This window comes from Corynebacterium hylobatis, assembly GCF_003955685.1.
GTDB classification, from domain to species: domain Bacteria; phylum Actinomycetota; class Actinomycetes; order Mycobacteriales; family Mycobacteriaceae; genus Corynebacterium; species Corynebacterium hylobatis.
On record NZ_RXHJ01000001.1, the window covers coordinates 46,880 to 61,556 of the forward strand.

Consider the following 14,677-nt stretch of genomic DNA (forward strand, 5'->3'; position numbering starts at 1 on the left):
TTCTCTTTTTCCCACGCTGTTAAACCCGAATCACATCGATGAATCCAGGCTAAAAACGAAGAGCCGCTAAATTCGCCCTGGCGTCCTGCGAGATGCTATCCCTTGATCGTTCCAGTACGCATTGACATTTCGCAACACCCAGTCTTCTTCGTCGTAGATCATTACGTGCGGAGCCATATCTGATCCGGGTTTCTTGCCTGGAATACCGAATCGAACGTGGTGTGCTGGATCATCATTCTCACTGTACGCCATCCGGAGCACGTCATCACTCACGATATGCTCACAGAATGGGCACACGCATACATGAAACTTCTTGTCAGGATTCTCTCTGAACGTCAGAGTTGTGACCTCTGCAATTGGCGTCCTCTTTTCCCACTTGCCGCTTCTGCGCAGAGCGCTTTCCACTATCTCACGATTTCTTTTGTTGCGAAGATCGCTGGAAGCAGTGCCATTGAAACCGCCCCATGCCCAGATCTGCTTGTCACAGTCTTCGCAGCGGATGAGGATGGATCCGTCGAAGTTTCCGAAGCCGACTCTGGTGCTATTCAGACATGCAACGACGAACTCTGAGAGACGTAGGCCAGCCACCTGGGCGGTCGATTTTTCTATATCCACCACCAGCGGGAAAATCCTCACATCCGCGGATTCATTATTTACAATAAATGGATTATGTCTGGACAACCAATAACATTCAATTCCTGCCTGCCGGTAGCGATCGGTGCGGAAGCGATAGTCCTCTATCGACTGACGTGACCACTGAACTTCGAAGGCAATGCTACGCATGTTTTTCTTCACCAGCGTGTCTGCGATCCATGAACGATCTGCACTCATGACTTCTGTAGATGCATCCCAACCAGCATTAGTGACAGTACTGACGATCAGTGACTTGACCAATAGATGTTCCGCAGTCTCACTCCATGCAGGAAGTTCCCCGTTCACCACACCAGCTCTGTGCGCGAAGAAGCGCAGACCTAGAGAGGAAGTCTTACCAATGCACGGCAGGCCACTGTACGCCATTCGCAGCACCTCATGATCTTGTCTCGACTGGTTGCGCAGTAGTGTCCAGTCGTCGTCACTGAGCTGTGTTGAGATCACACGTTTGCTATTCCAGATGGCAGATAGTGCCATAGCTTGTTCCTCTTTCTATAGTCACAATTCAACAGGATCAGCTCGTCGTGCCGAGAGCCTTCTTCTCACTGTGTGAGTGACTACATGGGTAGTTCCACCAGTGGTGGAAGTGCCGTCGATGACCTCGATGAGCAGATAAGCGTGGAGGGGCAAGAGTCTCTCAATTAGGCCAAGTTTGTTTCCCACAGCACCTGTTGCAGCCAGGTGTGGGGCATCAAAATCAGCATAACCAACACATCAAGATAAAAGGGGTCCATCACTGTGCGAGTGTCCGGGAGAGACCGGTCCACAACACTGGCGTAGCCGGTGAAGCCGTCATCGTCACGACCTGCACCTGTTCCCGGAAACCGGGGTCGCGTTCCTGCAACCAGGAGCGCAGGACTTCTGCGCTTTGTCCGGGGCACAGGTCCAGCAGTCGGGTAGACCCACGCCCGTCCACCAGGGTGTGGGGTCTACGAGGATGGGCACCAGGTTGGACGGCTGACCTGGCTTTCGGGTGTGTTTCCGGACGTGTTCGTTGACTCCGAAGGTGTGTACGCCGTCGAGGTGGTGCGGGTCGTCGTAGACGAGCTGACGGCAGGCATCCAGTGCGAGCTGGTTGACCAGGTACTAGCCGATCTCCAGTGCCTTGGCGGTCACACCCGACTTGGCTCAACTTCGGCACTAATTTGAGCCAAGTCGGGGGATTCACTAGTGCTAGTCACTATCTTCCTCTAGCTCTGGGGTAACCCGACGCCATGATCCTCCGGGATAGAGTACCAACGGATCGACCCCATTCCGGATAATCAGTGTGCCATTTCAAGGACCTTTGCATCAATCGCGTCACCCTTGAAATGATCCTGCTTGGGCTGGGTCGAGGTGCCTCGATGGACGAGCAAGTGGTTAGCGTCAGCTTTGTAGTAAAATTCGTTGGCCATGTACCTCATCATAGCCAGGAGCCTTCATTCTTGCTCCCGCTTGGGTTATCCACGGGACTTGCACCAATATGGTCCGGGAACCCAAACCGACACTTCGCTTTCCTAGCTATGATCATCGCTTTCCTTTATGTGCGGGAAGCGTCTCTAGTTGTCAATCAAGAAATAGGGAGACTCATTTCTCATGCAATTACGCTGTCACCCTATCCCTTATCAACTAAAGATAAATAAGTATAGAAGGTCACAATTAAGATTTCAATAAAAGCTATAGCGACAATTCCGATCAACACATAGGACGCCCACCTTGTCGAAGCAGCCGCAGGCCCAATGACGGCGATAACTAAAGCGCTTACGAGTAAAGTCACTACGGCATAAAGAAAAGTCACAACAAGACCGGCCCCTCCCTGCTCCTTGATTCGCATGGTTGCCTTTGAATCACTAGTTGCCAGAATGGTAAGACTAGTCGTTAGAAATGCTGCAAGAATGCCAATAACCGAAGAAACTGCATAAAACATCGAATCAAGGTTTGGCGAATCCCAAAAGGAGATGTTCAAGTCGCCACGTAGTCCCCACAGAACTACTACTGCAAGAAGGAGCGATCGCCAAGCTAGAGGCCAGAATAATCTACTAACCCAAATTGGGATCTGTCCAGGTTTTTCCAAGAATCTCATGCACGCCAATCCTTCGCTCCTAGGGGAAAAATTCTAACAATGAATCCCTGACTAATTTTGAATAAACTGACTGGAGCGCAAAAAGATTAGCCTAAACCGATTCCGTTTCGGGGACCGCCTTGAGCAAGAGCTCTGACATCTTCTCGAATCCAGTCCGGATTTCTTCATTAGCTACGGGAGCCAAAGTATCAGCCTTATTCAGCGCATCCCGATCAAGGTCAACCCGGTATGCAATGCTATCTTCGATTAAATCGAACTCACGAGCCCTGCCACCACTTTCCTTAGCTTTAAGTTTAATACGTTCGGCCTTGCCATCGCTAAGAACTTCTTCCAACTCGCCCACGATATACTTAGAATTAGCGCTGTTATTCTTATACCTTCCTGCTGAAATTTTAATTTCAATAGAAAGACCAGACGTGGTATTAGTGAATCGATCTAAGAGAACATTAATTATGCCAGCATTAGGATCTTCGATTTCATTAGGCTTGAAAGCGAAAGTTGCTCCCGTCACCTCCATGTTTCTCTTTTTAATTACCTCTTCGTAAACCCCCTTACGAACAACTGGCACGGCTTTCCATCGGCGATTCAAATTATTCTCATCAATCGGCGCATACACATCTAGCCAACTAGCAAGTGCGCTATGGGATGGCGCACCAATGTTAGTCATAATCATGCCAAATAGATTTCTCCCGAAAAATACATAGATCGACTCTTCCGCAGCATCCCAATTCGGGCCAGACGTTTTTAGCTGCCTTCGTATACCTCCAATAGCATGTCTTTCCCTAGGGCTTATCGCTCTGTCAATAGCCAAGGAAAGGCATGCTCTATCAAGATTCCCGTCAACTATGCCATCGAGTGTCCTATTATTATAAGTTACGGACATCTGTCGACTTGATTGGTTGTCCTCCGTGACGATGCCCACGCAGACCGGCAAAGATTGTAGTTCTAACTCGTCGATAACTTCATTGCCAATTTGCTCGAGAAGGACCTTTTCCGGGCCCGATACCGGCGCTTGTTTGTCCTCATAAACGGTAATCGTCGGAGACTCATCGGGGACTAGAGTTATGTCAATTCTATCTTGTAAATGCGCGAGACTAGGAGAAGAAATCTCCATAGCCTCCAATACAGCTTCTTTAAAGTCCACCCATTCTTCGGCTCTCTCAGGCCGCAAGGAATTGAGCTGCTCATTCCAATCTCGGGCCGGCAATCTTTTACCTGACTCCTGATCAACAAGCTCGTAGAATGATACCTTAACTTCTTTGTATGTTTTCTGCGCCATGATTCCCTAAGACTGGATGTTATTTGAGGACATCAACGATCGTACTCAGTAATTCTACTACTACGGCTCACCCCTGCAAGCAGAAAACCCACTCCCCCGCTTATCGAGGCTTTTTAATGCCTTCCGTGCACGCCCGCTTTTTCGCAGTGAAGTTCCGTTGGATGGAGTCTACTGTTAAACAGGAGTCTTCGTTAGCAACTTTGCTGACGTCGAGTTTGGTAAATAGTCCGGCGAAATCCTTGACGACGGTGCCCGTCTCCCAGTTTTGCCAAGACCTCGGGATCTCCCACCGTGTGTTCTAGATCATCCGCATCTACACCAAGCCCAAAACAGCAGTCTGGCACTCACCGCTTCATCCTCTGTCTGCTATGAGTCCATTGACCAATGGCGTTATACTCAACAAAATCCCCTCATCCGTGATGAGCGCCCAGCTCCTGCACGCTGTCGGAGTAGTAGAGTTCAAATGCTTGCTTTCACTAGGTGAACAAAACGCGGCCCCCAGGATTTCCTGGGGGCCGCATCAGTGCTTCTGAAGCACAGGTCGCTTAAGCGACGGTGTGGACGATCATCACATCGCAGTCGGACTGGCGGGCGACATCAGCCGGCACGGAACCGAGGAGGCGGCCGGTCAGCGAGTTGATGCCGCGGTTGCCCACGACGAGAAGATCAGCGTTGGCCTCGTTCACGATCGCCATGAGAGCCTCGACCGGGGTGCCCGGGCGGACGACCTTCTCCACCTTGGTGGCGCCGGCCTCACGTGCGGCGGCCTCGCCTGCGGAGAGGTTCTTCTCGGCGGTCTCGTCACCGAGGATGGTCACGGAATCCTGGCGGAGGGTCTTGGACGCCTCGTCCTTGTTCTCGTAGTAGGCGCAGCCGATGATGAGGGTCGCGTCGAAGGCGGCGGCGATCTTTGCGGCGCGCTCAACGGCCAGCAGGGAAGACTTGGAGCCGTCCGTGCCGACGACGATCTTCTGGTAGTTGCTCATGGGACCTGTCGGGACCTTTCCTCAGGGATGATGGTTCGCCCTAGTTTAACAACGTTTGCGGACTAGGACTCGTGGTCGTCGGTATTGACGATCAATACGTTGACCGGGGAGTTGCGTACCACCTCGGTCGGGATGTTGCCGAATACGCGTCCCGTCAGGGTGTTCACGCCCTTATTGCCCACCACCAGCAGGTCAATGCCGCTTTCCTGAACCTCGCGGGTGAGGGCATCAGCGGGGGCACCCGCGACCTTGCGCAGCTCGATGGAGGCGGCGCCCTCCTGCTGGGCGACGATCATGGCGTCGCGCAGGTGCTGGTCTGCGGCTTCCTCCTCGCTGACGGGAACGGAGGAGAGGTCGCGGTGGGGGGCGTTGAGCAGCGGGCTGGAGGCGGCGTGCCAGGCGGAGATGATGACGAGTTTGGCGTCATAGAGGCGGGCCAGGCTGGCTGCCGCGCGGACGGCGGCCTGGGAGGACTCGGAACCGTCGGTTCCCACTGCAATGGCGGAATAGGTGATCATAACTCCATCCTATATCCCCGCGTCCTTGATGCCGCGCAGTTCCTTGCGCAGTTCAGCGATCTCATCGCGCAGGCGGCCGGCCAACTCGAATTTGAGCTCCCGGGCGGCGGCACCCATCTGGGCGGTGAGGTCGTCGATGAGCTTCTGCAGCTGCTCGGCAGGCATGTCCGAGGTGTCCGGCCGCTCGACCATGGCCGCCTCTCCCCCGCTGCGCTCCTCCCCGGCGGTCTCGTAGACCTGGTCGAGGATGTCGGCGATCTTCTTGCGCAGCGGCTGCGGATCGATGCCGTGCTCGGTGTTGTAGGCGATCTGCTTCTCGCGGCGGCGTTCGGTCTCCTCGATGGCCTGGGCCATGGAGTCGGTGATCTTGTCGGCGTACATGATCACCTCTCCGGAGACGTTTCGGGCGGCGCGACCGATGGTCTGGATCAGCGAGGTCGTGGACCGCAGGAAGCCCTCCTTGTCAGCGTCGAGGATCGCCACGAGGGAGACCTCCGGCAGGTCAAGGCCCTCACGCAGCAGGTTGATGCCCACGAGGACGTCGTACTCGCCCAGGCGCAGCTGGCGCAGCAGCTCCACGCGCTGGAGGGTGTCGATGTCCGAGTGCAGGTAACGCACCCGCACACCGTTCTCCAGCAGGTAGTCGGTGAGGTCCTCCGCCATCTTCTTGGTCAGGGTGGTGACCAGGACGCGCTCGTTCTTCTCGGTGCGCTCGCGGATCTCGTGGATGAGGTCGTCGATCTGCCCCTGGGTGGGCCGGACACTGACGTGCGGGTCGACCAGGCCGGTCGGGCGGATGACCTGCTCGACGAACTCGCCGCCGGCCGCGGCCATCTCGTATTTGCCCGGGGTCGCCGAGAGGTAGACCGTCTGGCCGACGCGGTCCTCGAACTCCTCCCAGGTCAACGGGCGGTTGTCCATCGCCGAAGGTAGCCGGAAGCCGAACTCGACGAGGTTGCGCTTACGCGACATGTCGCCCTCGTACATGCCGCCGATCTGCGGCACGGTGACGTGCGACTCGTCGATGACGGTGAGGAAGTCCTCCGGGAAGTAGTCGATGAGCGTGGCGGGCGACGTGCCCGCCGCGCGGCCGTCGATATGCCGGGAGTAGTTCTCGATGCCCGAGCAGAAGCCGACCTGCTCGATCATCTCCAGGTCATATTCGGTGCGCATGCGCAGGCGCTGCGCCTCGAGCAGCTTGCCGCGGTTCTCCAGGTCGCTAAGGCGCTCGGCCAGCTCCGCCTTGATGTCCTCGACGGCCTTCGCCATGCGCTCGGGACCTGCGACGTAGTGGGTGGCCGGGAAGATGCGGATCTCCTTGACCTGGCGCACGACATCACCGGTCAGCGGGTGGATGTAGTAGAGCGCGTCGATCTCGTCGCCGAAGAACTCCACGCGCACCGCCAGCTCCTCGTAGGCGGGGATGATGTCGACGGTGTCGCCCTTGACGCGGAAGGTGCCGCGCTTGAAGGCGATGTCATTGCGCTCGTACTGGATGTCCACCAGCAGGCGCAGGAAGCGGTCGCGCTCGACCTCCTCCCCCACCGCCAGGACCACGGAACGGTCCAGGTAGGACTGCGGGGTACCCAGGCCGTAGATGCAGGAGACGGAGGAGACCACCACGACGTCACGACGCGAGAGCAGCGCCGAGGTCGCCGAGTGCCGCAGCCGCTCCACGTCCTCGTTGATCGAGGAGTCCTTCTCGATGTAGGTGTCCGTCTGCGCGATATACGCCTCCGGCTGGTAATAGTCGTAGTAGCTGACGAAGTACTCGACCGCGTTGTTGGGCAGCAGTTCCCGCAGCTCATTGGCCAACTGCGCGGCCAGCGTCTTGTTCGGGGCCATGACCAGCGTCGGGCGCTGCTGCTTCTCGATCAACCACGCCGTCGTCGCCGACTTACCCGTACCCGTGGCACCCAGCAGCACCACGTCCTTCTCGCCGCGGCTGAGACGTTCATCGAGTTCCTTGATCGCCGCCGGCTGGTCACCCGAGGGCTGGAACTCGGAGATGACCTCGAACTTGCCGTCCGAACGCTCGATCTCGCCGACGGGGCGGTGCTCAGAATGGGACAGAACAGGGTGTTCAGCAGCAAAAGCCATGCCCCCAAGGATACGCCGATCGGGGGTGGGGGTCGATGGGGCTAACTTCCCAGCTCAGGCAGCGGCGGTCCCTCCAGTTCGCCCATGTGCTTGCGGGCCTCGCGCATGTAGTACAGCCCCTCGACCGCCACTTCCCTGGCGAGCTTCGCCTGCCCCACGGTAGTGGCGGAGCTTGCCTGGCTGAGGGCGTTCGCGTGGCGCTCTGAGGCCTGCCCCACCAGCTTCTTCACCTGCTCATCCGCGGGGGTGGTGTGCAGGATCTCGTTGCTCAGTCGGGCGATCCAGCGGTCGGCGTCGGCGCGGGCGTCGAGAAGCTCATTCTGCTTACCCTGTTCCGAGTCGCGGCGTCGACGGATCTGGGTGGTCAGGTTGAAGATGAACACCGCGATGATCAGCGCGAACGTGACCACGAACATGAGGGGGAAGACGGTGAAGTATCCGGTCATGAAAGTCATCATGCCACGGTGCCCGCCCGTCTTCCCGGGCTACGGCAGGGGCTGAATCTCGCTTTCGGTGACCCACTTGTGGTTGGTCATGGCCATCCCGTCGACGGTGAGATCAACCATGTAGACCGTCTCATCGGTGGAGTAATCGATGGTGGCCTGGGCACCCGGCATGCCGGACATGTGCTCGGCGTCCAGGACCACCTCCGCTCCGTCGGGCAACGGAGCCTGACCCGGGTCGACGAGTTCCTCGTGGACCACCCAGCGGTGGTCGGTGACCGGGTCGCCCCCATCGGTGGGGGTGTAGCTGACCGAGTAGGTCGTGGTGTCGAAGGCGCCCGAGACCCTCGCCTCCGCCCCGTCCATGCCGGGCATGTGGTCAGCGGTGAGGCGGACCTCGGTGCCCACCGGATACGTGGGGTTCGTGGCCTCCGCAATCCCCGCCGGCGGCGCCCCGCCGTCAGCCGGGTGGTCGTGCCCGCCGTGATCTGACTCCCCGCAGGCACTCAGAGCCAGGGCGGAGGTCAGTGTGAGGGCAGCAAGAGCGATGATGCGTTTCATCTCGGATCCTTTGATTGAGGGAAGTGGGAATCAGGTCAGGCGCAGGTCCGTGAGGCAGGTGACGCCGTCGGCGGTGGTGGAGAAACCGGTGGTGCCGGTACGTCCCTGATGGGTGACCTCGATTGTGCCGGTGACGTCGTCGGGCAGCCAGAAGCCGATGAAGCCGTTGTCGAAGGTGGTCGTGGTCTCCTCGACCAGTACCTCGCCCGATGTTTCATCGGTGATCGTGACCTGGATGTCCTCGTTGCCCAGTTCACCCAGGCAGGTGGTCAGGCTGTGATAGAAGCAGTCGTGGGTCTGGGTGGCATAGGGGGCGATCGACACATAACTCAGGCCTTCGGGCAGCTCCAGGACCACCTCCTGCTCCTCATCGGAGAGCACCAGTTCGTCGGGGCGCACCGAAGCGAGCAGATCCGTGGGGCGCTCGGTGACCTGCTGCCGGTCGAGGTGGTCGATGATCTCGCGCGCGTCCCTCTCCCCCAGGCCGTGGGTGCTCAGAAACTGCTCCTGGCTGACCTGTGTGGTGGCGGTGGGGCCGGGTTCGGCTGCCGAGCACCCGGCCAGGGTGAGGGCAAGGGCGGCGGCCGCGAGCGCTGCTCGTTTCACGTCAATCTCCTTCGCGTGAAAGGTCGGGGTGTTGTGCTGGGCTGATGGTATCCCGGGGGCGGCACCTGTCCGTAGCCGGCACGGCTCAGCCACACAGCCGATAAATACCCTACAGGGGTATAGGGTGGGAAGCGGACGTACCATTGAATCAACAGCCTCTGACAGGTCGACTTCTCCCCTCCGGACCGGGACGAACAGTTAAGGAGCGCCATGACCACCCCCGCCCATCCCGATCCCCACCACGCCAACGCGGACACCCACGGCCAGGCGATGCCGCACCCCCACCCGCACTCCGCCTTGGACGAAACAGATCACCACGATGACCACCACGTCCATGACCACGGTGAGCACGCCGGACACAGCGTAGCGATGTTCCGCAGCCGATTCTGGTGGTCGCTGCTGCTGTCGGTGCCCGTCGTCATCTTCAGCCCCATGGTCGCCCACCTGCTCGGCTACCACCTCCCGGTGTTCCCCGGATCCACCTGGATCGCCCCGGTGCTGGGAACCGTCATCTTCTTCTACGGTGGCGTCCCCTTCCTCAAGGGCGGATGGACGGAACTGAAATCACGCCAGCCGGGGATGATGCTGCTGATCGCCATGGCCATCACCGTGGCGTTCATTGCCTCCTGGATCACCACCCTGGGGATCGGGGGGTTCCAGCTGGACTTCTGGTGGGAGCTGGCGCTGCTGGTGACCATCATGCTGCTGGGCCACTGGCTGGAGATGCGTGCCCTCGGCTCAGCCTCCTCCGCCCTGGACGCACTGGCGGCCCTGCTTCCGGATGAGGCGGAGAAGATGGAGGGGAACACCACCCGCACCGTGTCCATCGCCGAGCTGGTGGTCGGGGATGTCGTACTTGTGCGGGCCGGGGCCCGGGTACCGGCCGACGGGACCATCATCGACGGCGCGGCCGAATTCGATGAGGCGATGATCACCGGCGAATCCCGACCTGTCCTGCGCCAGTCCGGGGACAAGGTGGTGGCCGGAACGGTGGCCACCGACAACGCCGTCCGCGTGCGCGTCGAGGCCACCGGCGGGGACACCGCCCTGGCCGGGATCCAACGCATGGTCGCCGACGCCCAGGAGTCCTCCTCCCGCGCCCAGGCCCTGGCCGACCGGGCCGCGGCGTGGTTGTTCTGGTTCGCGCTGGGTGCCGGCATCATCACCGCCATCGTCTGGTCCGTGATCGGCAGCCCCGACGACGCGGTGGTGCGCACCGTCACCGTGCTGGTCATCGCCTGCCCGCACGCCCTCGGCCTGGCGATACCCCTGGTCATCGCCATCTCCACCGAGCGGGCCGCGAAAGCCGGGGTACTGATCAAGGACCGGATGGCGCTCGAGCGGATGCGCACCATCGATGTGGTTCTCTTCGACAAGACCGGCACGTTGACCGAGGGCGCACATGCCGTCACCGACGTCGCCCCGGTGCCCGGGGTGTCCACCGGGGAACTGCTGGCGCTGGCGGCCGCCGCAGAGGCCGACAGCGAACATCCCGTGGCCCGGGCGATTGTGGCTGCCGCTGCCGCCCATCCGGAGGCCGCTGACCAGCAGGTGCGCGGCTCCGACTTCCGCGCCGCCTCCGGCCGGGGGGTGCGGGCCCGGGTGGCGGGTTCCGACGTGATCGTCGGCGGACCGAACATGCTGCGCGAATTCAGCCTGACCAGCCCCAAGGTGATCGACGAACAGGCCGGTGCCTGGGAGCGCCGGGGAGCCGGCGTCCTCCACGTCGTGCGCGACGGTCAGATCATCGGCGCCGTGGCAGTCGAGGACAAGGTCCGCCCCGAATCCCGCGCGGCCGTCCGCGCCCTGCAGGACCGCGGCATCAAGGTCGCGATGATCACCGGTGACGCGAGCCAGGTCGCCCGGGCGGTCGGCGAGGATCTGGGCATCGACGAGGTCTTCGCCGAGGTCCTGCCGCAGGACAAGGACACCCAGGTCACTGAGCTGCAGTCCCGTGGACTGACGGTGGCCATGGTCGGCGACGGCGTCAACGATGCCCCGGCCCTGGCCCGGGCGGAGGTCGGCATCGCCATCGGCGCCGGAACCGATGTCGCCATGGAATCCGCCGGGGTGGTGCTGGCCGGCGATGACCCCCGGGCGGTGCTATCGATGATCACCCTGTCCCGGGCCAGTTACCGCAAGATGGTCCAGAACCTGATCTGGGCCTCCGGCTACAACATCATCGCCGTGCCGCTGGCGGCCGGTGTCCTCGCCCCCATCGGGTTCGTTCTCCCTCCGGCCGCGGCCGCCGTACTGATGTCCCTGTCCACGATCGTGGTCGCCCTCAACGCCCAGCTGCTGCGCCGGATCGACCTGGACCCGGCCCACCTGACCTAGCATCGGGACCATGTCCACTAATCCCGTCCGCCGCAACTGTGCACGCCCCCACTCCTGCTCGCTGGATGTGCGCCTGAGCGCGATGTCCCGGTCCCCGCTCACCCGCGACCTGAGCCCCGAGGAACACCTGGATCTGGACCAGCACCTCACCGCGTGGTCATGGGCGGAGGGGGATCCGGTCTTCCTCGCCGGTGAGACTGTGGAGGGCAGTTACCTCGTGGTATCCGGGCGGGTCCGTATCACCCGGGACACCATCGACGGCAGGGAGATCACCGTGGACATCGCCGCTCCGGGCGATGTCATCGGCCCGCTGGACATCCGCGCCTCCGAGGCTGTCGACTCCGCCTGGGCGATGGAGACGACCTGCGCGCTGCACCTGCCCGCGCAGGCCCTGGCGGAGGTGGTGGAGGAGCATCCGAAACTCGCCCTGGCGATCATCAGGATGCAGCAGGAACGGCTCGTCCAGTCCCGGGAGCGCGATATTGCGCAGGCGACAAAGACCGTGGAGCAGCGGGTGGCCAAGGTGCTGCGCCGGCTCAACGGCAAACTCGGGCAACTGCAGGAGGACGGCTCCAGCCTGCTGCAGGTCCGTTTGCGTCGCGACGACATCGCGGGCATGGCCGGCACCACACTCGAGTCCGCCTCCCGGGCCATGTCGAAGATGAAGCGGTCCGGGGTCATCGACTCCGGCCGGGAGTGGGTGGCCATTGCCGATGTGGACGCCCTTGAATCACTGATCGGGGAGGAATAACCCCTGGTGAAGATAGTTTTCTGTTCTTTGATCCACGTCAAGGAACTTGTCCTTTCCCGGTCTTAGAGTCAAAGGTGCAAGCAAGGAACACCGAGAAGACAAGGACTGATTGAGATGACCACCCCCACCCAGCTGAAGAACACCACCCTGCGCTCCGATGAGTTCAGCTGCCCGTCGTGTATCGCCAAGATCGAGAACAAGCTCGGTGGCCTGGACGGCGTGGAATCGGCGGAAGTGAAGTTCTCCTCCGGCCGCATCCTCGTCTCCCACGATCCGCAGAAGGTCAGTGTGCGCGATCTTGTCGCCGCAGTCGCCGATGTCGGCTACACCGCCAGGCCCTCGGCCATCTGACTTCGACTGCACACCCCGCCTGCACCCCGGTGCTGGCGGGGTTTTCGCAGTTCAGAGCAGGTTTCTACTATTTGATCTGCGTCAAGGAAGTTTCTCCGCAACGGCCATAACTTAAAAGGTGACACCAGAATAAAACCACCGGAGAAAAGGAAACCACCATGAAGAACTGGAGAACCTGGGGCGTCGTCGCCGTCTCAGGCCTGTTAATCGTCCTGTCCTGGATCACAGGCTCAGACCTGCTGATGATCGCCGCCGCCGTGGTCGCCGGCTGGCAGATCGCCGTCTCCGCCGTCCAGGCGCTGCGCATCCGGATGATCTCGATTGACCTGCTGGTCATCGTTGCCGCCGTCGGTGCGCTGTTCATCCACAACTACTGGGAATCAGCGGCCGTGACCTTCCTCTTCGCTCTGGGCAAGGCGCTGGAGCGGGCGACGATGAACCGCACCCGCAGGGCATTGTCTGATCTTGTCGATTCCGCCCCGGAGACCGCCACCGTCCTGCGCGACGGGCAGCCGGAGACCGTCGAGATCTGGGAACTGGTCCCGGGTGACACCGTCCTGGTCCGTAACGGCGAGCAGGTGCCTGTCGACGGCCGCGTCATCACCGGCCGCGGCGGAGTCGACGAAGCCACCATCACCGGCGAATCCGTACCCGCGGAGAAGGCCGAGGGATCCGAGGTCTTCGCCGGCACCTGGCTGCGCAGCGGCGTGCTGCAGGTCGAGGCCGTGGGCATCGGTTCCGATTCCACCCTGGCCAAGATCATCCACCGCGTGGAGGACGCCCAGGATGACAAGGCCCGGACCCAAACCTTCCTGGAGAAGTTCTCCCGCTGGTACACCCCCGGTGTCATGGTCGCCGCCCTCGCTATCGGCCTGATCACCTGGAATGTGGAGCTCGCCCTGACCCTGCTGGTCATCGCCTGCCCCGGCGCCCTGGTGATCTCCATCCCGGTCTCCATCGTCGCCGGCATCGGCCGCGCCGCGAAGGATGGCGTCCTGATCAAGGGCGGTGAGTACCTGGAGACCTCCGCGAAGGTAGACACCGTGGTCGTGGACAAGACCGGCACCCTGACCCTGGGACGCCCTGAGCTCACCGACGTCGAGGTCCTCGACCCCGCCTACACCCGCGCTGATGTACTGACCCTGGCAGCGCGTGCCGAGACCGCCTCCGAACACCCCCTGGCCGAGGCCATCATCCGCGGCGCCACCGACGAGGGCCTGGTCGTGGAGATGATCGACCACGCCGAACCCGTCACCGGCAAGGGCATCATCGCCACCGTCGACGAGCACACCGTCGCCGTCGGCTCCGCGAACCTCCTCGACCACGCCCCCGACAACACCCGCCTGCTCCAGCTCAACGAGCAGGGCCGGACCGCCATGTACGTCGGCGTCGACGGCCGCGCGATCGGCCTGGTTGCCGTCGCCGACACCATCCGTGACGACGCCCCCACCGCCATCGCCGCCCTGCATGCTCAAGGTGTGGAGGTCGTCATGGCCACCGGTGACGCCGAACGCGTCGCCCGCAACGTCGCCGCCGAGCTCGGAGTCGACGAGGTGCACGCGGAGATGCTTCCCGAGGACAAGCTCACCCTGGTCAAGGAACTGCAGGCGCAGGGGCGCACCGTGGCCATGATCGGCGACGGCGTCAACGACACCCCCGCCCTGGCCACCGCCGACATCGGGGTGGCCATGGGAGCTGCCGGCTCCCCCGCCGCCATCGAGACCGCCGACATCGCGCTCATGGCCGACCGACTCCCCCGCCTGCCCTACGCGCTGCGCCTGGCCCAGCGCACGGTACGCACCATGCGGCTCAACATCGCCATCGCCCTGGCCACCGTCGCCGTCCTGTTCGCCGGTGTGCTGCTGGGCGGGGTGACCATGTCAATCGGCATGCTCGTCCACGAGGCCTCGGTGCTGCTGGTCATCGCCATCGCCATGCTCCTGCTGCGCCCGACCCTCCGGGAGGACCGGGCTGCTGCGATAGCGACGCAGCCTGTGGAGGAGATGTTCACCCGATAAAAGAGTGCCTGAGC

Annotated in this window: 14 protein-coding genes and 1 pseudogene; 4 read left to right on the forward strand and 11 right to left on the reverse strand. The window is 61.4% G+C overall.

Features of this window, described 5'->3' with window-relative positions:
• Positions 1–66 precede the first annotated feature (66 nt).
• The 11 genes and pseudogenes from EAH68_RS00190 to EAH68_RS00235 all read right to left on the reverse strand — a co-directional run bounded on the left by EAH68_RS00190 (position 67) and on the right by EAH68_RS00235 (position 9,206).
• Complete coding sequence (locus tag EAH68_RS00190) at positions 67–1,128, reverse strand: competence protein CoiA family protein (RefSeq protein WP_126119307.1); 1,062 nt, start codon at positions 1,126–1,128, stop codon at positions 67–69.
• Positions 1,129–1,367: 239 nt separating this feature from the next.
• Positions 1,368–1,764, reverse strand: a pseudogene (locus EAH68_RS15155) (transposase); the annotation flags it as partial.
• A gap of 149 nt (positions 1,765–1,913) precedes the next feature.
• Positions 1,914–2,045 (reverse strand): hypothetical protein, encoded by a 132-nt coding sequence (locus EAH68_RS15040; protein WP_277600445.1) that lies wholly within the window; start codon positions 2,043–2,045, stop codon positions 1,914–1,916.
• Positions 2,046–2,245: 200 nt separating this feature from the next.
• Positions 2,246–2,713: a hypothetical protein gene (locus tag EAH68_RS00200; RefSeq protein WP_126119308.1), complete on the reverse strand. Its 468-nt coding sequence runs from the start codon at positions 2,711–2,713 to the stop codon at positions 2,246–2,248.
• A 91-nt stretch (positions 2,714–2,804) separates the two neighbouring features.
• Entirely contained in the window at positions 2,805–3,992 is a 1,188-nt protein-coding gene (locus tag EAH68_RS00205) for a hypothetical protein (protein ID WP_126119309.1), read from the reverse strand.
• 545 nt (positions 3,993–4,537) lie between these two features.
• A complete protein-coding gene (locus EAH68_RS00210; RefSeq protein ID WP_126119310.1) occupies positions 4,538–4,978 on the reverse strand; it encodes a universal stress protein in 441 nt (146 codons plus the stop codon).
• Positions 4,979–5,040: 62 nt separating this feature from the next.
• Complete coding sequence (locus EAH68_RS00215; RefSeq protein ID WP_126119311.1) at positions 5,041–5,496, reverse strand: universal stress protein; 456 nt, start codon at positions 5,494–5,496, stop codon at positions 5,041–5,043.
• Positions 5,497–5,505: 9 nt separating this feature from the next.
• Positions 5,506–7,596, reverse strand: a complete 2,091-nt coding sequence (gene uvrB, locus EAH68_RS00220; protein ID WP_126119312.1) for an excinuclease ABC subunit UvrB — start codon at positions 7,594–7,596, stop codon at positions 5,506–5,508.
• A gap of 41 nt (positions 7,597–7,637) precedes the next feature.
• Entirely contained in the window at positions 7,638–8,042 is a 405-nt protein-coding gene (locus tag EAH68_RS00225) for a hypothetical protein (RefSeq protein WP_126119313.1), read from the reverse strand.
• A 39-nt stretch (positions 8,043–8,081) separates the two neighbouring features.
• Entirely contained in the window at positions 8,082–8,600 is a 519-nt protein-coding gene (locus EAH68_RS00230; protein WP_126119314.1) for a YdhK family protein, read from the reverse strand.
• A 30-nt stretch (positions 8,601–8,630) separates the two neighbouring features.
• Complete coding sequence (locus EAH68_RS00235) at positions 8,631–9,206, reverse strand: CueP family metal-binding protein (protein WP_126119315.1); 576 nt, start codon at positions 9,204–9,206, stop codon at positions 8,631–8,633.
• 210 nt (positions 9,207–9,416) lie between these two features.
• Here EAH68_RS00235 and EAH68_RS00240 point away from each other — a divergent pair, with 210 nt between their 5' ends.
• The 4 genes from EAH68_RS00240 (at position 9,417) to EAH68_RS00255 (ending at position 14,663) form a co-directional block, all read left to right on the forward strand.
• Complete coding sequence (locus tag EAH68_RS00240) at positions 9,417–11,543, forward strand: heavy metal translocating P-type ATPase (RefSeq protein ID WP_126119316.1); 2,127 nt, start codon at positions 9,417–9,419, stop codon at positions 11,541–11,543.
• Positions 11,544–11,553: 10 nt separating this feature from the next.
• Positions 11,554–12,294, forward strand: a complete 741-nt coding sequence (locus EAH68_RS00245) for a Crp/Fnr family transcriptional regulator (protein ID WP_126119317.1) — start codon at positions 11,554–11,556, stop codon at positions 12,292–12,294.
• A 114-nt stretch (positions 12,295–12,408) separates the two neighbouring features.
• Positions 12,409–12,645, forward strand: a complete 237-nt coding sequence (locus tag EAH68_RS00250; RefSeq protein ID WP_126119318.1) for a heavy-metal-associated domain-containing protein — start codon at positions 12,409–12,411, stop codon at positions 12,643–12,645.
• 158 nt (positions 12,646–12,803) lie between these two features.
• Positions 12,804–14,663 carry a heavy metal translocating P-type ATPase gene (locus EAH68_RS00255; protein WP_126119319.1) on the forward strand — a complete coding sequence of 620 codons (1,860 nt, stop codon included), beginning with the start codon at positions 12,804–12,806 and terminating at the stop codon, positions 14,661–14,663.
• The last annotated feature ends 14 nt before the right edge of the window (positions 14,664–14,677 follow it).

Excerpts from the sequence above, each read along its gene's own strand:
- EAH68_RS00190 (WP_126119307.1), bottom strand. The coding sequence starts at position 1,128 with ATGGCACTATCTGCCATCTGGAATAGCAAACGTGTGATCTCAACACAG.
- EAH68_RS15040 (WP_277600445.1), bottom strand. The coding sequence starts at position 2,045 with ATGGCCAACGAATTTTACTACAAAGCTGACGCTAACCACTTGCTCGTC.
- EAH68_RS00200 (WP_126119308.1), bottom strand. The coding sequence starts at position 2,713 with ATGAGATTCTTGGAAAAACCTGGACAGATCCCAATTTGGGTTAGTAGA.
- EAH68_RS00205 (WP_126119309.1), bottom strand. The coding sequence starts at position 3,992 with ATGGCGCAGAAAACATACAAAGAAGTTAAGGTATCATTCTACGAGCTT.
- EAH68_RS00210 (WP_126119310.1), bottom strand. The coding sequence starts at position 4,978 with ATGAGCAACTACCAGAAGATCGTCGTCGGCACGGACGGCTCCAAGTCT.
- EAH68_RS00215 (WP_126119311.1), bottom strand. The coding sequence starts at position 5,496 with ATGATCACCTATTCCGCCATTGCAGTGGGAACCGACGGTTCCGAGTCC.
- uvrB (WP_126119312.1), bottom strand. The coding sequence starts at position 7,596 with ATGGCTTTTGCTGCTGAACACCCTGTTCTGTCCCATTCTGAGCACCGC.
- EAH68_RS00225 (WP_126119313.1), bottom strand. The coding sequence starts at position 8,042 with ATGACCGGATACTTCACCGTCTTCCCCCTCATGTTCGTGGTCACGTTC.
- EAH68_RS00230 (WP_126119314.1), bottom strand. The coding sequence starts at position 8,600 with ATGAAACGCATCATCGCTCTTGCTGCCCTCACACTGACCTCCGCCCTG.
- EAH68_RS00240 (WP_126119316.1), top strand. The coding sequence starts at position 9,417 with ATGACCACCCCCGCCCATCCCGATCCCCACCACGCCAACGCGGACACC.
- EAH68_RS00245 (WP_126119317.1), top strand. The coding sequence starts at position 11,554 with ATGTCCACTAATCCCGTCCGCCGCAACTGTGCACGCCCCCACTCCTGC.
- EAH68_RS00250 (WP_126119318.1), top strand. The coding sequence starts at position 12,409 with ATGACCACCCCCACCCAGCTGAAGAACACCACCCTGCGCTCCGATGAG.
- EAH68_RS00255 (WP_126119319.1), top strand. The coding sequence starts at position 12,804 with ATGAAGAACTGGAGAACCTGGGGCGTCGTCGCCGTCTCAGGCCTGTTA.